At 69.8% G+C, this 20,436-nt stretch carries 20 protein-coding genes; 17 read left to right on the forward strand and 3 right to left on the reverse strand.

The window, feature by feature from the left end; genetic code table 11:
* Window positions 1-43 precede the first annotated feature (43 nt).
* From uppS to EV278_RS03180, 13 genes are all read left to right on the forward strand, one after another.
* Window positions 44-823, forward strand: coding sequence for a polyprenyl diphosphate synthase (gene uppS / locus EV278_RS03120; RefSeq protein WP_132086569.1), 780 nt, complete (start codon window positions 44-46; stop codon window positions 821-823).
* Window positions 801-1,661, forward strand: a complete 861-nt coding sequence (locus tag EV278_RS03125) for a phosphatidate cytidylyltransferase (RefSeq protein ID WP_132086571.1) — start codon at window positions 801-803, stop codon at window positions 1,659-1,661. Before uppS ends, EV278_RS03125 begins: the two co-directional genes overlap by 23 nt.
* Window positions 1,649-2,857 carry a 1-deoxy-D-xylulose-5-phosphate reductoisomerase gene (locus EV278_RS03130; RefSeq protein WP_132086573.1) on the forward strand — a complete coding sequence of 403 codons (1,209 nt, stop codon included), beginning with the start codon at window positions 1,649-1,651 and terminating at the stop codon, window positions 2,855-2,857. The genes EV278_RS03125 and EV278_RS03130 overlap by 13 nt, the downstream gene beginning before the upstream one ends.
* A gap of 29 nt (window positions 2,858-2,886) precedes the next feature.
* Window positions 2,887-4,083 carry a M50 family metallopeptidase gene (locus EV278_RS03135; RefSeq protein ID WP_132086575.1) on the forward strand — a complete coding sequence of 399 codons (1,197 nt, stop codon included), beginning with the start codon at window positions 2,887-2,889 and terminating at the stop codon, window positions 4,081-4,083.
* A 29-nt stretch (window positions 4,084-4,112) separates the two neighbouring features.
* A complete protein-coding gene (gene bamA, locus EV278_RS03140) occupies window positions 4,113-6,482 on the forward strand; it encodes an outer membrane protein assembly factor BamA (protein WP_132086577.1) in 2,370 nt (789 codons plus the stop codon).
* 5 nt (window positions 6,483-6,487) lie between these two features.
* Window positions 6,488-7,135 (forward strand): OmpH family outer membrane protein, encoded by a 648-nt coding sequence (locus EV278_RS03145; protein WP_132086579.1) that lies wholly within the window; start codon window positions 6,488-6,490, stop codon window positions 7,133-7,135.
* A gap of 46 nt (window positions 7,136-7,181) precedes the next feature.
* On the forward strand, window positions 7,182-8,198 hold the full coding sequence (gene lpxD / locus EV278_RS03150; protein ID WP_132086581.1) for a UDP-3-O-(3-hydroxymyristoyl)glucosamine N-acyltransferase: 1,017 nt from the start codon (window positions 7,182-7,184) through the stop codon (window positions 8,196-8,198).
* A 7-nt stretch (window positions 8,199-8,205) separates the two neighbouring features.
* Window positions 8,206-8,682 (forward strand): 3-hydroxyacyl-ACP dehydratase FabZ, encoded by a 477-nt coding sequence (gene fabZ, locus EV278_RS03155; RefSeq protein ID WP_132086583.1) that lies wholly within the window; start codon window positions 8,206-8,208, stop codon window positions 8,680-8,682.
* Window positions 8,679-9,473: an acyl-ACP--UDP-N-acetylglucosamine O-acyltransferase gene (gene lpxA, locus EV278_RS03160; protein WP_132086585.1), complete on the forward strand. Its 795-nt coding sequence runs from the start codon at window positions 8,679-8,681 to the stop codon at window positions 9,471-9,473. The genes fabZ and lpxA overlap by 4 nt, the downstream gene beginning before the upstream one ends.
* Before the next feature lie 8 nt (window positions 9,474-9,481).
* Window positions 9,482-10,324 (forward strand): UDP-2,3-diacylglucosamine diphosphatase LpxI, encoded by an 843-nt coding sequence (lpxI, locus tag EV278_RS03165; RefSeq protein WP_132086587.1) that lies wholly within the window; start codon window positions 9,482-9,484, stop codon window positions 10,322-10,324.
* Window positions 10,321-11,517 (forward strand): lipid-A-disaccharide synthase, encoded by a 1,197-nt coding sequence (lpxB, locus tag EV278_RS03170; protein WP_132086589.1) that lies wholly within the window; start codon window positions 10,321-10,323, stop codon window positions 11,515-11,517. Before lpxI ends, lpxB begins: the two co-directional genes overlap by 4 nt.
* A 107-nt stretch (window positions 11,518-11,624) precedes the next feature.
* On the forward strand, window positions 11,625-13,307 hold the full coding sequence (locus EV278_RS03175) for a flagellar hook-length control protein FliK (protein WP_132086591.1): 1,683 nt from the start codon (window positions 11,625-11,627) through the stop codon (window positions 13,305-13,307).
* Window positions 13,304-13,576 (forward strand): EscU/YscU/HrcU family type III secretion system export apparatus switch protein, encoded by a 273-nt coding sequence (locus tag EV278_RS03180; protein ID WP_132086593.1) that lies wholly within the window; start codon window positions 13,304-13,306, stop codon window positions 13,574-13,576. Before EV278_RS03175 ends, EV278_RS03180 begins: the two co-directional genes overlap by 4 nt.
* A gap of 16 nt (window positions 13,577-13,592) precedes the next feature.
* On the opposite strand, the gene EV278_RS03185 is transcribed toward EV278_RS03180, so the two are convergent.
* The 3 genes from EV278_RS03185 to gltX form a co-directional block, all read right to left on the reverse strand.
* The gene (locus tag EV278_RS03185; RefSeq protein WP_132086595.1) at window positions 13,593-14,204 is read right to left on the reverse strand and encodes a GyrI-like domain-containing protein; all 612 of its coding nucleotides are present in this window, start codon (window positions 14,202-14,204) and stop codon (window positions 13,593-13,595) included.
* Window positions 14,205-14,341: 137 nt separating this feature from the next.
* Window positions 14,342-15,622 carry a citrate synthase gene (gltA, locus tag EV278_RS03190; RefSeq protein ID WP_132086597.1) on the reverse strand — a complete coding sequence of 427 codons (1,281 nt, stop codon included), beginning with the start codon at window positions 15,620-15,622 and terminating at the stop codon, window positions 14,342-14,344.
* Between the two features lie 67 nt (window positions 15,623-15,689).
* Window positions 15,690-17,111: a glutamate--tRNA ligase gene (gltX, locus tag EV278_RS03195; RefSeq protein ID WP_132086599.1), complete on the reverse strand. Its 1,422-nt coding sequence runs from the start codon at window positions 17,109-17,111 to the stop codon at window positions 15,690-15,692.
* A gap of 55 nt (window positions 17,112-17,166) precedes the next feature.
* Here gltX and EV278_RS03200 point away from each other — a divergent pair, with 55 nt between their 5' ends.
* The 4 genes from EV278_RS03200 to EV278_RS03210 are packed head-to-tail and all read left to right on the forward strand — an operon-like array spanning window position 17,167 to window position 20,427.
* The gene (locus EV278_RS03200; RefSeq protein WP_132086601.1) at window positions 17,167-19,320 is read left to right on the forward strand and encodes a ComEC/Rec2 family competence protein; all 2,154 of its coding nucleotides are present in this window, start codon (window positions 17,167-17,169) and stop codon (window positions 19,318-19,320) included.
* A 2-nt stretch (window positions 19,321-19,322) separates the two neighbouring features.
* Window positions 19,323-19,571 (forward strand): glutathione S-transferase N-terminal domain-containing protein, encoded by a 249-nt coding sequence (locus EV278_RS24255; protein WP_243692057.1) that lies wholly within the window; start codon window positions 19,323-19,325, stop codon window positions 19,569-19,571.
* 39 nt (window positions 19,572-19,610) lie between these two features.
* Complete coding sequence (locus tag EV278_RS24260; RefSeq protein ID WP_243692058.1) at window positions 19,611-19,970, forward strand: glutathione S-transferase C-terminal domain-containing protein; 360 nt, start codon at window positions 19,611-19,613, stop codon at window positions 19,968-19,970.
* A gap of 49 nt (window positions 19,971-20,019) precedes the next feature.
* Window positions 20,020-20,427, forward strand: coding sequence for a GFA family protein (locus EV278_RS03210; RefSeq protein ID WP_132086603.1), 408 nt, complete (start codon window positions 20,020-20,022; stop codon window positions 20,425-20,427).
* Window positions 20,428-20,436 lie beyond the last annotated feature (9 nt).

A 20,436-nucleotide genomic window follows, 5' to 3' on the forward strand; every position in this document is an offset into this window, starting at 1 on the left:
TCGACCTGCGTTGTTTGGGGGAGATGAGGGAAGGCTGAAGCGCATGGCGCCGACGACCGGCCTGCAGGACGTCTCGACGCGCGCCGGGGGTGCGAAGTCGGGCCGGCCGCTGCATGTGGCCATCATCATGGACGGCAACGGCCGTTGGGCGAAGCGGCGCAACCTGCCGCGCGTCCTGGGCCATCGCGCCGGCGTCAACGCCCTGAAGCGGACCGTCGAAGGGGCCGCCGCTCTGGGCGTGGGCGTGATGACGGTGTTCGGCTTTTCCACCGAGAACTGGAGCCGTCCGCCACAGGAGGTGTCGGAACTGATGGGTCTGCTGAAGGCCTATCTGGAGTCCGATATCGACCGGTTGGCCCGCGAGGGCGTGAAGGTCCGGATCATCGGTCGCCGCACGGGTCTGGCCGCCGACGTGTTGGCCGTGATCGACCGCGCCGAAAGCCGCACGAGCCACAACGACGCCTTCCTGCTGCAGGTGGCGTTCAACTATGGCGGTCGGGCCGACATCGCCGATGCGGCGCGGGCCTTTGCCGAAGCGGTGGAGCGGGGCGAGGCGCGGGCCGCCGACCTGGACGAAGCGCTGTTCGAGCGACACCTGTCGACGGCGGGGGCTCCGGCTCCGGACGTCATCGTGCGCACCAGCGGCGAACAGCGGATCTCGAACTTCCTGCTTTGGGAATGCGCCTACGCCGAACTCGTGTATCAGGATGTTCTTTGGCCGGACTATGGGCCCGAACACCTGGCCGCCGCGTTGACGGAATATCGCAGCCGCGACCGTCGCTATGGAGGTATCGCCGTCGATGACGTCGCCGTCGCCGGCTAAACGTTTCAACTGGAGCAACCTGCGGATCCGTGTCGCCTCGGCCACGGTGCTGGTGCCCACGGTTGTGGCCGCCGTCTGGTTCGGCGACGTCTGGTATCTGGGCCTGATCCTTGTGGGCGTGGCGCTGCTGGCCCGCGAGTGGGCCGAGATGAGCGCCCGGCGGGCCGTGCTGGGCGTGGCCCTGGCGATCGGCGCGGCCGTGGCGCTCTCGGTGATCGTCGCGTTCCGTGGCCACTATTACATCACCTGGCCGGTGGTGATCATCGGCGCGATCGCCGCCGCCCTGATGGCGCGCGGCGCGGTCGAGCGGCGGGCCGACGCCGCCTATGGGGTGATCTACATCGCGCCGGCCGTGATCGCGATGATCTGGCTGCGGCAGAACCCGGTCGATCGGGCGGTGGGCCTCACCTGGACTCTCCTGCTGTTCACCGTCACCTGGTTCGCCGACATCTTCGCCTTCGCCACGGGCAGTCTGCTGAAGGGGCCCAAGCTGTGGCCGCGCTATTCGCCCAACAAGACCTGGTCGGGCTTCTTTGGCGGACTGGTCGCCGCCTCGCTGGGCGCGGTGGGCATCGTGGCGCTGTCCCAGGCGCTGTCCGCCTTGCCGGACCTCCATCTGGACTGGCCCGTGGCCGCCGCGATCGGCCTGCTGGGCGGCCTGGCCACCATGGCCGGCGACCTGTGGGAGTCGATGCTCAAGCGCCGGTTCGGCGTGAAGGATTCGGGTGACCTGATCCCCGGCCACGGCGGCATGCTGGACCGCGTCGACGGCCTGATGTTCGCGGCGATCGTGGTCGCCGGCGCGCGGCTGCTCGATCAGTGGGGATGGCTGCCTTGACCCGCACCCCCAAGGTCGAACCCCGCAAGGTCGTGGTGCTGGGGTCGACGGGGTCCATCGGCGTTTCGACGCTGGACCTGTTCGAGCAGGCCGAGGTCGGCGTCGAGATCCTGGCCCTGACCGCCGGCCGCAACGTCGCCAAGCTGGCCGAGCAGGCCTTGCGCTGGAAGCCCCAGGTCGCGGTCATCGACGACGAGACTTGTCTGCCGGAGCTGCGCGAGCGCCTGGCCGGTTCCGGCGTGCGGGCCGCCGCCGGCGCCGCCGCGGTCTCCGAGGCCGCCGCCATGGGGGCGGACTGGGTGATGTCGGCCATCGTCGGCGCGGCGGGTCTGGCCCCGACCCTGGCCGCCGCCCGCACCGGCGCGGTCATCGCCCTGGCCAACAAGGAAAGCCTGGTCTGCGCCGGCCCGGCCCTGCTGGCCATCGCCCGCCAGGCCGGTGGCTCGGTGATCCCGGTCGATTCCGAGCATTCGGCGATCTTCCAGGTGCTGCAGCGCGACTGTATCGACCAGGTATCGCGCCTGATCCTGACCGCCTCGGGCGGGCCGTTCCGGACCTGGGACAAGGCCGCCATGGCCAAGGCCACGCCGGAACAGGCGGTCGCCCATCCCAACTGGTCGATGGGCGCCAAGATTTCGGTCGATTCCGCGACGATGATGAACAAGGGCCTTGAGATGATCGAGGCGTCCTACCTGTTCGACACGCCGCAGGAGCGCATCGACGTCGTGATCCACCCGCAGTCCGTGATCCACAGCCTGGTCGAATACGCCGACGGCTCGACGCTGGCCCAGCTGGGCCCGCCGGACATGCGCAGCCCCATCTCTTGCGCCTTCGCCTGGCCCCAGCGCCTGTCTTGGCCCGCCAAGCCCCTGGACCTGGCCGCCTACGGCCAGCTGACCTTCGAGGCGCCGGACCTGGACCGCTTCCCTTCGATCGCCATCGCCCGCGAGGCCCTGCGCCTGGGCGGCGGCGCGCCGGCCGCCATGAACGCCGCCAACGAGGTGGCCGTCGCGGCCTTCCTTGACCGCCAGATCGGCTTTCTGGATATTGCCGGCGCGGTGGCGGGGACACTAGAGCGCATGAACGGCCTGGGCGAACTCGCCGACAGCCACGGCGACGCCCTCGACAGCGCGATGATGACCGACGCCTCGGCTCGCCGCATTGCGGCCGAGGTTGTCGGCCAGAAGCGTACCTAGAGACTGACCGGGGAGTTGGGTGCCACCATATGATCGGGTTTTTGATCGGCCTCCTTGCGTTCGTGTTCGTGCTGTCCGTCGTCGTGACAGTGCACGAACTCGGCCATTTCTGGGCCGCCCGAGCCTGCGGCGTGGCCATCGACTGCTTCTCGATCGGCTTTGGCCCCAAGATCGTGGCGTGGCGCGACAAGTCCGGCGTCGAGTGGCGGATCGCCTCGATTCCGCTGGGCGGCTACGTGCGATTCTCCGGCGACGACAACGCCGCCAGCGTGCCGGACGGCAGCGACCTGGCCGTCCTCAAGCGCGAAATCGCCGCACGCGAGGGTGAGGCGGCTGTTTCGCGCTACTACCATTTCAAACCCGTCTGGCAGCGGGCGATCATCGCCGTGGCCGGGCCGGTGGCCAATTTCCTGTTGGCGATCGCCGTGTTCGCCGTCTTCATGGTGACGCTGGGCGAATATCGCCATCCGGCGAGGATCGACAGGGTTTCAGCCGACGGTCCGGCCGCCGCCGCCGGGTTCAAGCCGGGTGACCTGGTCACCAAGGTCGACGGTCGCCGGATCAGGACCTTCGAGGAACTCAGCAGCTACGTCATCCTGCGGGCGCGCCTGCCCATCGACTTCACGGTCAAGCGCGGCGACCAGACGCTGCATCTGGTCGCCACGCCGGTGCAGGCCGAGGTGGTGGACAAGATCAACGGCCGCATGAAGATCGGCCGGCTGGGCGTCGGCAATGTCAGCAAGCCCTATCACTACCGCTCGACGATCTGGCGTGCGGTTCCCGACGCTACGGTCCAGGTCTGGGATCAGATCAGCACCATCGGCTTCTATCTCGGGCGCCTGGTCACCGGACAGATCTCGGCGGACCAGATCAGCGGCGTGATCGGCATCGGCCATGCGGTCGGCGCCATGGCCTCGGCGACGACGGTCGATGCGCCCGACTTCCAGACCCTGCTGCTGCGGTTCTTCGTCGGCCAGATGATCATGGTCGCCACCCTGTCGGTCAGCATCGGCTTCATGAACCTGCTGCCCATCCCGGTCCTCGATGGCGGCCACCTGCTGATGTACGCCTACGAGGCGATCGCCAGGCGACCGCTGAAGGCCGAGTTCCAGGCCGCCGGCTTCAGAGCGGGGCTTGCCTTGATCCTTGGTTTCATGCTGTTCGCGGCCTGGAACGATCTTCACCGCTACGACGTGTTCAAATTCATTGGCGGCCTGTTCTCGTGACCTGTTCGCGTGAACCCGGCCGTCCGTCCATGATTGGTCCCATGAGCAAAATTCGCGCCCACAGCGCCGCGTTCGCCACCGGCGTTGCGCTCCTTCTCGGTTCCACGGCCCTGACGGCGCCGCAGGCGGCCATGGCCCAGGCCCAGACCACGGGCGTGGTCCAGCGCATCGTGGTGCAGGGCAACGAGCGGATCGAGCAGGGGACCGTGCTGTCCTACCTGCCGATCCAGCCGGGCGAGACGGTCGATCCCCAGCGCCTGGACCTGGCGCTGAAGACCCTGGCGCGCACCGACCTGTTCGCCGACGTGAAGATCGAGCTGCAGGGCGGCGACCTGATCGTCAAGGTCGTCGAGAACCCGATCATCAACCAGGTGGTCTTCGAGGGGAACTCGGCCCTCAAGGAAGACAAGCTGAAGGACGAGGTGCAGATCCGTCCGCGCGGCATCTTCACCCGCGCCAAGGTCCAGGCCGACGTCCAGCGCATCATCGAGCTGTATCGCCGCTCGGGCCGCATCTCCGCGACCGTTACGCCCAAGGTGGTGGAACTGCCGCAGAAGCGCGTCGACCTGGTGTTCGAGATCAGCGAAGGCCCCAAAAGCGGCGTGCTGGGCGTCAACTTCCTGGGCAATGTCGAATATTCCGACAACGACCTGAAGGACGTCATCGTCACCAAGGAGTCGCACTGGTACAAATTCCTGACCAGCAACGACAACTACGACCCTGACCGGATCGAGTACGACCGCGAGCAGCTGCGCAAGTTCTACCGCAACCGCGGCTATTTCGACTTCCGCGTCGTGGCCACGGTGGCCGAGCTGGCCACCGACAAGAACGGTTTTGCGGTCACCTATACGATCGACGAAGGTCCCAAGTACAAGTTCGGCAAGGTCACCGTCGAAACCGAGCTGAAAAAGCTGGACGGCAACCTGCTGGCCCAGATCCTGCCGATCCGCGCCGGCCAGCTGTACGAAGACGACAAGATCGAACAGGCCACCGACGCCCTGACCTTCGCGGCGGGCGCGGCCGGCTTCGCCTTCGTCGACGTGCGCCCGCGCTACGTGCCCAACCACGAGAACAACACCGTGGACGTGGTGTTCTCGGTGCGGGAAGGGCCGCGCGTCTATGTCGACCGGATCGACATCGTCGGCAACACGCGCACCCTGGACTATGTGGTGCGCCGCGAACTGGAAGTGGCCGAGGGCGACGCCTACAACCGCGTCCTGGTCGACCGCTCGAAGAACCGCGTCCGCGCCCTGGGCTTCTTCAAGGACGTCAACATCGAGGAAGTGCCCGGCGCCCAGCCCGACCGCACCACCCTGCGGGTCAAGACCGAGGAGCAGCCGACGGGCGAACTGTCGTTCAGCGCCGGCTACAGCTCGGTCGACAAGCTGGTGCTGGACGTCGGCATCACCGAGCGTAACTTCCGCGGTCGCGGCCAGAACCTGCGGGCCCGCGTCTCCGTCGGTTCGCTGCGCCAGCAGATCGACTTCGGCTTCACCGAGCCGCGTTTCCTGGGCCGCGACCTGCGCGCCGGCCTGGACCTGTACTCGTATCGCTACGACCTCAGCGACTACGCCGCCTATGACACGGAATCGACCGGCGGCACCTTGCGCCTGGGCTTCCCGCTGACGCAGAACGCCTCGATGGGCCTGCGCTACCAGCTCCGTCAGGACAAGGTGAGCGTGGAGGACAGCCTCTGCACCAACGGTCAGGTGTCCGACATCCTCTGCTTGCAGCGCGGCTCGTACATCACCTCGCTGATCGGCTACAATCTGCGGCTCGACAAGCGCAACGATCCGATCCAGCCGACCCGCGGCTGGTTCGCCGACCTGAGCCAGGACCTGGCCGGCTTCGGCGGCGACACCAAGTACCTCAAGACCGAGACCGACGCCGGCTGGTATTGGGGCTTCAACAAGGACTTCATCTTCAGCGCCGTCGGCTCGGCGGGCTATATCGAAGGTTGGGGCGGCGACAACATCCGCATCAACGACCGCTTCTACAAGGGCGGCAGCTCGTTCCGCGGCTTCGAGATCGCCGGCATCGGCCCGCGCGATACGACCAACGGCAATCAGAGCAGCAACTCCCTGGGCGCCAAGCTCTATGCCATCGGCACGTTCGAGCTGACGGTTCCGACCTTCCTGCCCGAGCAGTACGGCATCAAGGCCGCGCTGTTCTCCGACTTCGGCACGGCGGGCCAGCTGGACGACGTCGACCGCCTGGACAAGGCCGGACTCGTCAATGAGAAGATCAAGGACGGGCTGGGTCTGCGGGCTTCGGCCGGCCTGAGCATCGACTGGAAGTCCCCCATGGGGCCCATCCGGTTCGATTTCAGCCATATTCTCGCTAAAGAAGACTACGACAGGACCGAAACCTTCCGGTTCTCCACCTCCACAAGGTTCTAATCAGCATGACCTCCAAGTTCCTCGCCGCGACCGTTTCGGGTCTGGCTGCTCTCGCCACGGCGTCGGGCGCCTTCGCCCAGGCCACGCCTCCGACCGCCCCGGCCGCGCCGCCGATCACCCACGGCGCGCCGATCGCCGGCGTCTGCATCTTCTCCAGCCAAGGCGCGGTCGCCCGCTCGCTGGTGGGCAAGGCCGTCGACGCGCGCCTGAAGACCATCATCTCGCAGGTCAACGCCGAGCTGACCGCCGAACGGACCAGCCTGGACAATGACGCCAAGGCCCTGGACGCCAAGAAGGCCACGCTCGACCAGAGCGCCCTGGAACAGCAGGCCGCCGCCCTGCAGGTGCGCGCCAACGCCTTCCAGCGCAAGGGCCAACTGCGCCAGCGCGAAGTCGAGGCCACCGAGCAGAAGCAACTGGCCCGCGTCTATCAGGAACTGGACCCGGCCATCCGCCAAGCCTACCAGGCCAAGACTTGCTCGATCCTGATCGAGCGGGAATCGGTCCTGCTGGGCAACCCGGCCATGGACATCACCGACGCCGTCGTCGCCGCCGTCGACGCCCGGATCAAGACCCTGACCTTCGATCGCGAACGTCTGGACCAAGCGGCTCCGGGGGCTCAAGCTCTGCAGCCGACGACTCCCAAGAAGTAGTCGAGTCGGCCCAGGCATGACGCCAGGGCCGCTCACGAGAGGACCGATGCCGGACCCGCGCTTTTTCGAAGACCTGGGTCCGGCGCCCCTCGCGGAACTGGCCAGCCTGAGCGGCGCTCGGCTGGCCGATCCGGCAGACGGCCATCACCTGATCTCGCACGCGTCGCCGCTGGAAAGCGCCGGCGCGGGCGCCGTCACCTTCCTGTCCGACCCCAAGCGTCTGGCCGATTTGGCGAACCTCAGGGGCGCAGCCTGTTTCCTGCGACCCGAACACGCCGACCGCGCGCCGGTCGGCGGCGTTCTGTTGCTGACCAACCATCCGCAGGCGGCCTGGGCCGCGGCGGCCCGGCGGCTGCACGCCCCTCGCCGCCACGACGGCTCGCAGCATGTCCATCCCGACAGCGAACTGGAGGAGGGCGTGGCCCTGTCTCCGGGCGTGATCGTCGGCCAGGGCGCGCGAATCGGCCGGGGAACCTGGCTGGCGCCGGGCGCGGTGATCGGTCCGGGGGTGACCATAGGACGCGACTGCCGGATCGGAGCCAACGCCGTGATCGGTTTCGCCCTGATCGGCGACCGGGTGTCGATCCTCGCCGGGGCGGTGATCGGCGAAGCCGGATTCGGCGCGGCCGGCGGGCCCACGGGCGTCGTCGATCTGCCTCAGCTGGGTCGGGTCGTGCTGCAGGACGGGGTGACGATCGGCGCCAACAGCTGCGTGGACCGCGGCGCCTTTGGCGATACGACCATTGGCGAGAACACCAAGATCGACAATCTCGTCCATGTCGCCCACAACGTCCGGCTTGGTCGCAACTGCGTCGCCGCCGCCTTCACGGGCATTTCCGGCAGCGCCGTGGTCGGCGACGGGGTCGCGTTCGGCGGCAAGGCTGGCGTGGCGGATCACCTGACGGTCGGCGCGGGCGCCCAGATCGGCGCCTCGGCGTCGGTCTTCAAGGACGTGCCGGCCGGCGAAACATGGACTGGATTCCCGGCGCGACCGCTGAAGCGGTGGCTCCGGGAGACCGCGTGGCTGTCGCGCAAGGCGGGCGGCCGTGAATCGAAGGGCTAGGGGCGAAATGAGCCAATCCAAAGTCGAAGAGCCGCTGGCCGACATCGATATCGCCGAGATCCTCAATCGGATCCCGCATCGCTATCCGTTCCTGCTGGTCGACCGGGCCGAAGCCTATCGCCCGCACCAGTCGATCGTGGGCGTCAAGTGCGTGACGATCAACGAGCCGTTCTTCCAGGGGCACTTCCCGGGCAATCCGGTGATGCCCGGCGTGTTGATCATCGAGGCCTTGGCCCAGACCGGCGCGGTGCTGATGAGCAAGTCGCTCGAGGTCGACACCGAGGGCAAGACCATCTTCTTCATGTCGGTCGACAACGCCCGCTTCCGCACGCCCGTGCGGCCCGGCGACGTGATCCGCATGGAGGTCGAGGTGACCCGCGCCCGTTCGAGCATCTTCAAGTTCAAGGGCGTGGCCAAGGTCGGCGACAAGGTGGCGGCCGAGGCGGAGTTCGCGGCCATGGTGGTGGAGACGCCCAAGGCATGACCCAGATCCATCCGACCGCCATCGTCGATCCGGCCGCCAAGCTGGCGGACGACGTCGCCATCGGGCCGTTCTGCATCGTCGGTCCGGACGCGACCCTGGGCGCCCGGGTGCGCCTGCTGTCGCACGTGGTGGTTGATGGCGTCACCACGATCGGCGAGGACACCGAGGTCCACGCCTTCTCGTCCCTGGGCGGGCCGCCCCAGCACCTGGGCTACAAGGGCGAGCGCACCGAGCTGGTCATCGGACCGCGCAACATCATCCGCGAGCAGGTGACGATGAACACCGGCACGGCCTCAGGCCGGGGCGTGACCACCATCGGAGCCGACGGCTTCTTCATGGCCGAGGCGCACGTGGCCCACGACTGCGTCGTCGGCGACAACGTCGTGCTGGCCAAGGGCGCGACCCTGGGCGGTCACGTCGACGTCGGCAACTTCGTGTTCGTCGGCGGGCTGGCGGCCATCCACCAGTTCTCGCGCGTTGGCCGCTACAGCTTCATCGGCGGCCTGGCCGCGGTGACAAAGGACGTGATCCCCTACGGCTCCGTGTGGGGCAACCACGCCCACCTGGAGGGGCTGAACCTGGTCGGCCTCAAGCGGCGGGGCTTCAGCCGCGAGGCGATCAACGCCCTGCGCGCCGCCTACCGCCTGCTGTTCGCCGACGAAGGCACCTTTCAGGAGCGCCTGGACGACGTGGCCGAGGCCCACGCCGAGACGCCCGAGGTGATGGAGATCGTCGAATTCATCCGCGCCGACGGCAACCGGCCGCTGTGCCTGCCGGAACGCGAAGTCTAGGAGGGGCCATGCGCAAGCTTGGTCTGATCGCCGGCGGCGGTTCCCTGCCGGTGGAGCTGGCGGCCCACTGCGAGGCCGCGGGACGGCCGTTCGCCGTGATGCGCCTGAAGTCGTTCGCCCAGCCGGTGCTGGCCCGCTATCCCGGCGTCGAGGTCGGGCTGGGCGAGTTCGGCAAGGTGTTCAAGGCGCTGCGCGAGGAGGGCTGCGAGGCCGTCTGCTTCGCCGGCGTCGTCGATCGCCCCGACTTCTCGACGATCAAGCCGGACCTGCGCGGCCTGACGGTGATCCCCGGCCTGGTCAGCGCCGCCCGCAAGGGTGACGACGCCCTGCTGCGCCGCCTGCTGGCCGAGTTCGAGAAGGAAGGCTTCGCGATCGAGGGCGCCCACGAGGTGCGGGGCGAGATGACCCTGCCGCGCGGGGCCCTGGGCAAGCATGCGCCCAAGGAAACCCATGTCGCCGACATGGACCGCGCCCTCGACGTGGCCCGAGCCATCGGCGCGCTGGACGTGGGGCAGGGCGCGGTGGTCTGCGACGGCCTGGTGCTGGCGGTCGAGGCCCAGGAGGGCACCGACGCCATGCTGCGCCGGGTCGCCGACCTGCCGCAGGCGATCCGGGGCAACGCCGAGGCGCCGCGCGGCGTGCTGGCCAAGGCCCCAAAGCCGATCCAGGAGACCAAGGTCGACCTGCCGACCATCGGCGTCGCCACCGTGCAGCGGGCGGCCCGCGCCGGCCTGGCCGGCGTGGTCGGCGAGGCCGGCCGGCTGCTGATCGTCGACCGCGACCAGGTCATCGCCTGCGCCGACGACCTGGGCCTGTTCGTGTACGGGGTCGAACCACGGGCCGACAGATGAGCCCCGAGCGCTCCGAGGGCCGGCCGCTGACCGTCATGCTGGTGGCGGCCGAGGCTTCGGGCGACGCCCTGGGCGCCAGGCTGGCTCGCGTGCTGCGCCAGCGACTCGGCGCCGACAAGGTCCGCTTCGTCGGCGTCGGCGGGGCCAAGATGGCGGCCGAGGGGATCCAGAGCCCGTTCGACATCGCCCAGCTGTCGATCCTGGGCATCGTGGAGAGCCTGAAGGCCTATCCGCGCGCCATGGCGCGCCTGAAGGACACCCTGGCCCTGGCGGCCCGCGAAAAGCCCGACGTTGCGGTGCTGATCGACAGCTGGGGCTTCAACATCCGCCTGGCCAAGGCGTTGCGGAAGCAGCACCCCGGCCTGCCGCTGGTCAAGTACGTCGCCCCCCAGGTCTGGGCCTATCACGCCAGCCGCGCCGAGGACCTGGCCGGGGCGGTCGACCTGCTGCTGTCGATCCAGCCGATGGACAAGCCGTATTTCGACGCCGCCGGCTTGGCCAACGTCTTCGTCGGCAATTCGGCCCTGGCTCACGACTTCAGCCGCGCCGACCCGGCCCGGCTGCGCGCCGCGATCGGCGCGGGCCCCGAAGAGCCGATCCTTCTGGTGCTGCCGGGTAGCCGGCCGTCCGAGATCCAGCGGGTCATGCCGCCGTTCGAGGACGCCGTGCGCCGCCTCAAGGCCGATCGACCGGACCTGCACGTCGTCGTGCCCGCCGCCTCGACCGTGGCTGAGTCGGTTAAGGCCCGGGTCGCCGCCTGGCCGTTCCGGGCCCATGTGGTCGAGGACGAGGCGCTGAAGGACGACGCCATGGTTGCCGGTACCGTCGCCCTGGCCTGCAGCGGCACGGTGACCACCGAGCTGGCTCTCGCTGGCTGTCCGATGGTGGTCGGCTATGTCACCGGCAAGATCACCTACGCCCTGCTGAAATCGATGTTCAAGCCGCGCTGGGTGACGCTGTTCAACATCGCCGCCGATGACACGGTCGCGCCGGAACGGCTGCAGGACGCCTGCACGGGCTCGGCCCTGGCGGCCGAGGTCGCGCGGCGGCTGGACGATCCGTCCCTGCGCGCCGCCCAGATCGCCGCCCAGAACGCCGCCCTCGACAAGATGGGGCGCGGCATGCCCGACCCTTCGGAAGCGGCGGCTTCGGCGCTGCTGGACTTTCTGAGGGCGCGGGGCGGGGCCATCTAGACGCTCCTGGCGCCTGAGGCGTTAAGCAAGCCTTTAAGATCCGCTTCACGGCTCTCGGCTAGGTTTGGGGCCCTGGCGACCCTCTCGTCGCCGGCTGGAGCCCTGGCGTGACGATCTTCTCGGTCGCCCCTCTGTCGCCCCTGACGCCGTCCGCCCCCGTCAGCCGGGCCGACCAGGCGGCCGAGGCGCTCGCCCGGATCGCGGTCATCCAGTCGGTCGAGACCCTGGGCGCGATGATCGATCAATCTCAGTCCCAGCCCCAGGGCGATCTGACCAACCTGGCCAAGGACGTCGTGGGCGAAGGCGAGGCCGGCCGCGCCAAGGCCGCGGAAGCCCGCGCCGTCGCCGTGGGACCCGAAACCCAGGTCGAGACCCCCGCCCGCGCCGTCGCCGCCGCAGCGGGGCGCGCCGCCGCCCGGCAGGCCGGCCTGGCGCCCCTGATGGCCGACATGGCCCAGGCCGCCGCCGAGCCCGAGACGCCGCGGCAGGTCAAGGCCGCCATCGCCCAGGTCATGGCGCTGGGAACGCGCCTCGACGGCCAGATCAGCGGTCCGGAGATCCGCCAGGCCCTGCAGCGCTCGGGCCTGTTCCTGGAAGCCCGGCTGGCGACCGCTACGCCCGACAGTCCGGCGCAGCGCCAACAGACTGGCACCCTGACCGCACCGCCAAAGGTCGTCCCGACCCCGACCCCCAACAGCGACATGAAGGCCGCGCTGCTGGTGTTCCGGGAGGTGGTCAAGACCTGGGTCGACGGCTTGCCGCCGCTGGCCGCCCAGGCCGGCGCGACGCCGAGCCAGGCCGCGTCCAATCCCCCTGGCCGTTCCACGCCCACTCCGCCGCCGGTCGCGGCTGTGTCGGCGGAGGCTTCGGCTCAACTGGCCGGCCGTAGCGCCCCCCGGGGCCTGGCCTCGGCGCCTGCATCCCCGACGAGCCTGCCTTCCGGCCCTGGGGTTTCCGATCCGGACGCCCCGACCTTGCCGCCGTCTCACGACGCCCGCCCCCCGTTAGCCAAGCCGCCCGGTGGCTGGCCGAACGTCAACGCGCCGCCGCAGCCCGTCCGGCCGGCGGCCGCGCCTTCAGCGCCGCCGTTACCGGCGTTCGGGGCCATCACGGCCGAGGACCTGCCGCCGCTGCTTCCGGCGCGCATCGCGTCGGCCGCGACGGCGGCCTATGGCGGCCCCGAGGTGGCGCCCGGTCCGCCGTCCCAGACCCCGCCGCCCTACGCTGGAGCCCCGACACACGCCCAGGCCGCCGCCCAGCCGGGCTTGCCGGCCGGCGCGGGACCCCACGCCGTCGCCCAGCGCCTGCTGGCCGAGACCGGCGCCGCCCTGGCCCGCACGGAACTGCTGCAGATCGCGTCGCTACCGGACCCGTCGGCCGCCGGCCGGCCGGTTGGGGACCAGGGCCATCGCTGGGTGTTCGACATGCCGTTCATGACCCCCCAGGGGCCCGCCGCCGCCCAGTTCGAGATCAGCCGCGACGTCTACCGCGACGGGGGCGGTTCGGGCGAGGAGGGCGGCCGCGCCCTGGGTCGCACCTGGCGCGCTCGCTTCTCGCTGGACGTCGAGCCCATGGGGCCCGTCCATGCCCAGGTCGCCCTGACCGGCGACAGGGCTCGCGTGTCGCTGTGGGCCGAGCGTCCCGTGGCGATGGCTCGCCTGCGCGCGGGCGAGGAGCGCCTGGGCGGCGCCCTGCGCGACGCGGCCCTGGAGCCCGAGATCGCCTTCCATGCCGGCCAGCCGCGCGCCCCGGCCGCGGCGCCGGGCCAGTTCCTGGATCAGGCCACGTGACCGGCGCCGTCCGCTCCGTCGGGCCGCGCATCGCCGTGGCCCTGCAGTACGAGGAGCCCGGCGCCCCCCGCGTGGTCGCCTCCGGCCGCGGCTGGGTCGGCGACAAGATCATCGAGACCGCCCGCGAGCACGGCGTGCCGATCGAGGAGAACCCGGCCCTGGCCCAGGCCCTGTCGACCATCGAGCTCGACGAGGAGATCCCCGAGGCCCTCTACGTCGCCGTGGCCGAGATCCTGGGGTTCATCCTGCGGTCCGCCGAGGGGCGGTGATAACCAAGAGGGGTGTTCAGGCCCGCCGCACGGGTTGGCGGATCACGGTCTTGAGCTTTTCGGGCGCCGTCTTGCGCGGGTCGCTCAGATAGACCTCGTGATGCCGCCCCGCGAACGCATAGCCGCCGGATGGCATGACGTCGCCGTGCAGCCTCGCCAGCAGAGGACCTTCATCGTCGTAGGCGCCGACGTGCAGGGTTTGGAGACAGAGGCCTTCCTCCAGACGTTCGAGCCTCAGGCCGTCGGGCAGCGCGCCCAGCTTCTCGCGAGCCCTGGTTCTGGCGGCCTGGAAGACGTCTTCGGTCACCTCGTCGGGAAGCATGATCATCATGGTCCAGTCCCACTGGTCCTTGCGCCGTGCGGAGAAGCTCTCCGGATCGGCCGCCGACCAGAGCCCCTCCAGGGGCGGTACGACGAAGTCTCGCCCGTCGGCCTTGCAGGCGAACTTGATCGTATAGGCCGTCGCATAGAGGCTTTCGACCGCGAACCTGTAGGCTGGGGCCGTGTTCGGGTCGCCGTGGCCGTCCACCATGAGGTAGGAGACCGGCGGGGCGTCGATGGTCACGAAGCGACCGGCGGGGGCGGTGAAGAGCGGTTTCCGGCTCTGCTTCAGGTCCAGCTTTTCCATCTGCCTTCTCAAACTTTTGCCGGTAGCGGACGACTAGGCCGACCGCCCTTCGGACGTAGGGCTGAGGAGGCCGACTCCGCAAAACAAAAAGGCCCCGCTGTCGCGAGGCCTTTTCCAACTCAGAGCTGTCGGGGCGTTCAGCCGCGCTTTTCGACCGGCACGTAGTCGCGTTGCGTCGCGCCGGTGTAGAGCTGGCGCGGGCGGCCGATCTTGCGCGAGGGATCCTCGAACATTTCCTTCCACTGGCTGATCCAGCCGACGGTGCGGGCCAGGGCGAACAGCACGGTGAACATGTTGGTCGGGAAGCCCATGGCGCGCAGGGTGATGCCCGAATAGAAGTCGATGTTCGGGTACAGCTTGCGGTCGATAAAGTACTGGTCGTTCAGGGCGACCTTCTCCAGCTCCATGGCCACGTGCAGAAGCGGGTCGTTGATGCCCAGCTGCTCCAGGACCTCGTAGCAGGTCTTTTGCATAACCTTGGCGCGCGGATCGAAGTTCTTGTACACGCGGTGGCCGAAGCCCATCAGCTTGTACTTCTTGTCCTTCACGCCCTGTACGAAGGCGGGGATGTTCTCGACCGAGCCGATCTCCTCCAGCATCTCCAGGGCTTCCTGGTTGGCGCCGCCGTGCGACGGGCCCCAGAGACAGGCGATGCCGGCGGCGATGCAGGCGAACGGGTGAGCGCCCGACGAGCCGGCCAGGCGGACGGTCGAGGTCGAGGCGTTCTGCTCGTGGTCGGCGTGCAGGATGAAGATGCGGTCCATGGCGCGGGTCAGGACGGGGTTGGGAACCCAGTCCTCGGCCGGCACTGAGAAGCACATGCGCAGGAAGTTTTCCGAGTAGCTGAGCTCGTTGCGCGGCGTCACGAACGGACGGCCCTGCGAGTACTGGAAGGCGCGGGCGGCGATGGTCGGCATCTTGGCGATCAGGCGGTGGGCGCTGATCTCGCGCTGCTTGGGGTCATCGACGTTCAGGCTGTCGGCGTAGAAGGCCGACAGGGCGCCGACCGCGCCGGTCATCACGGCCATCGGGTGGGCGTCGCGCCGGAAGCCCTGGAAGAAGCTGTCGAACTGGGCGTGCAGCATCGTGTGGTAGGTGATGTTGCGTTCGAACTTGGTGAATTCCTCGGCCGTCGGCAGTTCGCCGTTCAGCAGCAGGTGGCAGACTTCCAGGAACGAGGACTTCTCGGCCAGCTGGTCGATCGGATAGCCGCGGTGCAGCAAAATGCCGGCGTCGCCGTCGATATAGGTGATCTTGCTTTCGCACGACGCGGTCGAGGTGAAGCCCGGATCGAAGGTGAAGTGGTCGGAGTCGCCGTACAGCTTCCGCACGTCCAGGACGTCGGGACCCGTGCTGCCCTTGAGGATCGGCAGGTCGTAGTTCTTGTCGCCGATCGTCAGCGTGGCTTTGTCGGTCATGCGAGAGACCCCTTCAATGGTGGAACGATCAGTCCAGTTTTCGATTTCGCGGTTGCGTTATAGCGCCTCATGCGCGCGGCGCCAGGGCGTCGTCAAGGCGCCCCAGAGACTCGTCGCGGCCGAGCGCGGCCATGATCTTGTTCAGGTCCGGCGCCTGGGAGCCGCCGGTGAGGACGCCGCGCAGCGACGGGCCGAACTTGCCAAAGCCCACGCCCTCGGATTCCGCGAAGGATTTCAACAGGGTTTCCAGCTCCGACACGCCCCAGACCGGCGCCGCGCCCAGCCGGGCCCGCAGGCGGGTCAGCCGTTCGACGGTCTCGTCGGTCAATTGCTTGACGGTCTTTTCTTCCAGGACCAGCGGACGCACCTTCAGCGCGAAGGCGCAGTGCTCGGCCAACTCCAGGATGGTCTTGGCCCCTTCCTTGACCTGCGGAACGACCGCCAGCAGGCGCGCGGCGGCGTCGGCCGGCAGTTCGGCGTTCTGGGCCTGCAGGGCTTTCAGGGTCAGGTCGGCCAGGCGGGCGTCGTCGGCCTGGCGCAGGTGCTGGCCGTTGATGAAGTTCAGCTTGGCCCAGTCCAGACGGGCCGGGGCCTTGACCACGTCCTTGACGTCGAACCAGCTGATCGCCTGCTCGTCGGTGAACACCTCGTCGTCGCCATGACCCCAGCCCAGGCGGGCCAGGTAGTTTCGCATGCCCTCGGGGATGTAGCCCATGTCGGCGAACTCGCCGACGGCCTGGGCGCCGTGGCGCTTGGAGAGCTTGGCGCCGTCCGGCCCGTGGATCAGCGGGATGTGGCCGAAGGCCGGCAGGGTCCAGCCGTTGGCCTGGTAGATCAGGGTCTGGCGGGCGGCGTTGTTCAGGTGGTCGTCGCCGCGGATCACGTGGGTGACGCCCATGTCGTGGTCGTCGACCACCACGGCCAGGTTATAGGTCGGCGCGCCGTCCGCGCGCAGCAGGACCAGGTCGTCCAGGTCGGCGTTGTTGAAGGTCACCGGGCCCTTGACCAGGTCGTCGACCAGGGTCGTGCCCTCGGTCGGGCCCTTGAAGCGGATGACGTGGGGCAGGCTGGGGTCGTTGGGCGGCGGGGCGTCGCGCCAGGGCGAGCGCAGGGCGGGGCCGCCGGCCCGGGCGGCCTCGCGGGCAGCGGCCAGTTCCTCGACCGTCATCCAGCAGCGATAGGCGCGGCCGGCGGCCAGCATCTCCTGCACGACCTCACGATGGCGGTCGGCGCGGCTGTACTGGAACACCACCTCGTCGTCGGATTTCAGGCCCAGCCAGTCCAGCCCCTCGAAGATCGCGGCGACGGCGGCCTCGGTCGAACGCTCGCGATCGGTGTCCTCGACGCGAACAAGGAACTTCCCACCCGTATGACGTGCATATAACCAGTTGAACAGCGCCGTGCGCGCGCCGCCGATGTGCAGGAAGCCGGTCGGCGACGGGGCGAAGCGGGTGACGACGCCGGAAGCGGGCGAGGGGGTATGGGTCATCGGGATCAAGGCTGACGAACTGGAGGCCACGGATGTGGCGAGGACGTCACCGGACATGTCCGGTGGCTGGGCGGCGCGTCTTAGCACGCGTCTTCGCGCGCGTCCCAGCGTGGGAGCGGTAACAGCTTCGCTGATCGGTGAGATCGACGCCAATCGCGAGCGCTGGATGCTGTGGGCGCCCGTCGCTTTCGGCCTGGGCGCGGCCGGTTATCTGGAACTGAGGGCCGAGCCGTCCTGGGCGGTGCTGATCGGATTGGCGGCGGGGCTGGCGATTCTGGCGGTGCTGATCGGACGGCGGTCGGCGACAGGGCTGTCGGTCGTCCTGGTGCTGGCGACCTTCCTGGCGACCGGGGCGCTGGCCGGCAAGGTCCGCTCGCACGCCGTCGCCGCGCCGATCCTGGCCGGCGAGCGGACGGTGATGACGGTCGACGGCTTCGTGGTCGACGTGGTCAGCCCCGGGGCGGGCGGACCGCGCCTGCTGATCGCGCCGGTGCAGATCAGCCGCCTGGCCCCTGCGGACACGCCCAAGCGGGTGAGGGTGACCGTCGAGGCCGAAGACCTGCCCGCGCCGGGCCAGGCGATCCGGCTGCGGGCCATGCTGGGACCGCCGCCGCCGCCGGCCGCGCCGGGGGCCTACGACTTCGCCCGCGACGCCTGGTTCCATGGCGTGGGCGGCGTCGGCTTCGCGATCGGACCGTCGCAGCCCGCCACGCTGGATCCGCCGCCGTGGCGGCTGCGCGCCGCCATGGCCGTCAACGCCTTCCGCTGGCGGCTGGCCAGCCGGATCGTCGGCGACATGGGCGTGGCGCGCGGCGGCGTCGCGGCGGCCATGGTCACCGGCCACGAGGCCTGGATCACCCAGGACCAGACCGACGCCATGCGCGCCTCGGGCCTGGCCCACATCCTGTCGATCTCGGGCCTGCACATGGCCATCGTTGGCGGCTTCGCGTTCGGCCTGGTGCGGCTGCTGATCGCCGCCTGGCCGTGGGCGGCGCTGCGGGTTCCCGGCAAGAAGGTCGCGGCCTTGGCGGGGCTCGCCGCCGTCGGGACCTATCTGGTGATCTCCGGCGCGCCGCCGCCGGCCCTGCGCGCGGCGATCACCGCCACGGTGGCCTTCGCCGCGATCCTGTTCGACCGCCAGGCCATTACCCTGCACGGTCTCGCCGTCGCCGCCCTGCTCATCCTGATCGTCCAGCCGGAGTCCGCCGGCGCGCCAGGGTTCCAGATGTCGTTCGCCGCCACCGCCGCCCTGGTGGCCTTGGCCGAGGCGTGGCCGCGTCCGGTGCGCGAGATCTCGGCGCCCTGGTGGATCCGCGCCGTCCAGGGCGGGTTCAGCTGGCTGGCGGTCAGCATCGGGGCCAGCTTCGTGGCCGGCATGGCGACCGGACCGTTCGCCATGCAGCACTTCAATCGCGTCGCCGTCTGGGGCCTGCCGGCCAACCTGCTGGTCGCGCCGCTGTCGTCGTTCGTGATCATGCCGTTCCTGGCCCTGGGCGCGGCGCTCGAGCCCTTCGGGCTGGGCCGGCCGTTCCTGGCGATCGCCGGCTGGGGCATCGCCGCGATGATGGGGATCGCCGACGGCTTCGCCAGCGCCGGCGGGGCCCAGAAGGTGGTGGCCAGCGGACCGCCGTTCACCCTGGCCCTGGCCTTTGTCGGGCTGATGCTGCTGTGCCTGTGGCGTGGCCGCCTGCGCTGGCTGGGCGCGCCCCTGGCCCTGGCCGTGGCTCTGTGGCCGCGCGCGGCGCCGCCCGACGCATGGATCGCCCCCGACGGGACCACGGCCGCCGTGCGCCAGGGCCGCGAGGCGGTGCTGCTGCGCCCGGACGCCCGCCGGTTCGGGGCCGAACTGTGGAGCCGCCGGCGCGGCCTGGCTTTGCCGGACAGCCTCGCGCCAAGTCCGCTCTACGCCTGCGACCGGCGATCCTGCGCCCCCGCCGCCGGCGCCCCAGTCGCCCTGGCCCTGTCGTGGAGCAAGGCCGCGCCCGACGCCGACAGCCTGGCCGCGATGTGCGCCGAGGCCGAGATCGTGGTGCTGCGCGGCGCCGCGCCGTCCCCGCCGCCGGCCTGTCGCGACCGGATCGTGCTCGACGCCGACGACTTCGCCGCCGGCGGGGCGGCCGAGCTCCATCGGCGCGGCGGCGAATGGTGGATCGTTTGGGCCCAGCCGCTGCGGGGCGTCCGGCCCTGGACCGGCGTTTCGGAACGCTGACGATGCTCAAGCTATGGGGCCGGCGCAGTTCGGCCAACGTCCAGAAGGTGCTGTGGCTGATCGGCGAACTGGACCTGCCGCACGACCTGATCCCGGCCGGCGGCGGCTTCGGCGGGCTGGACGATCCGGCCTTTCGGGCGATGAACCCGCACGGCAAGGTGCCGGTAATCGCCGATGGCGCGGTGGTGGTCTGGGAGTCGCACGCCATCCTGCGCTACCTGGCGGCTACTTATGGCGAGAACCGCTTCTGACCCGTCGACCCCGGCGCCCGCGCGCCCCTCGACGGCTGGATGGACTGGGCGCAGACGGCGCTGCAGCCGGCCTTCCTGACCGGCGTGTTCTGGGGCGGCTATCGCACCCCAAAGGCCCAGCGCGACGCGGCGGCCGTGGCTCGGGCGCTGGAGCTGACCGCCCAGAGCCTGGCCCAGGTCGACGCCTGCCTGGCCGACCGTCCGTTCGTCGGCGGCCAGACCCTGTCCCTGGCCGACATCGCCATCGGAACGCACCTCTATCGCTATTTCGAGCTGGAGATCGAGCGCCCGGCCTTGTCGCGCCTGCAGGCCTGGTACGATCGGCTGCAGGACCGCCCGGCCTATCGCGAGCACGTGATGGTCCCGTTTGGCGAGTTGGAGGGGCGGCTGGCGTTTTGAGCCGGAACGGACCGACTGGCGTTTAGGCGGACACGATGGAGGAAAAGGCATGGAACGTCAGGGCGGATGCGCGTGCGGCGCGGTGCGCTATGTCGTCACCGGCGGACCGCTGCGGGTGGGGCTGTGCCACTGCCTGACCTGCCGCAAGCGCCACGGCGCGCCGTTCAACGCCTTCGCGGCGTTCCGGAGCGACAAGGTGCGGGTCGGGGGCGAGACGCAGGCCTGGACGGGCGCCGAACACGGCCTGATCCACGGCTGCGCAGTCTGCGGCGCGCCGCTGTTCTGGACGGCCGAAGGAGAGGGCGACGGCGAGATCGAGATCCACCTGGGCGGGCTGGACGCCATCGGCCAGTTCACGCCGCAGTACGAGGTCTGGGTCAAGCGCCGCGAACCCTGGCTGCCGCCGCTGAACGTGCCGCAATATGTGGAGAACCGGCCGGCGGGGATGGCGACCTAGGGCGGGGCC

The sequence above is a fragment of the Caulobacter sp. BK020 genome, from assembly GCF_004342605.1.
Lineage (GTDB): Bacteria > Pseudomonadota > Alphaproteobacteria > Caulobacterales > Caulobacteraceae > Caulobacter.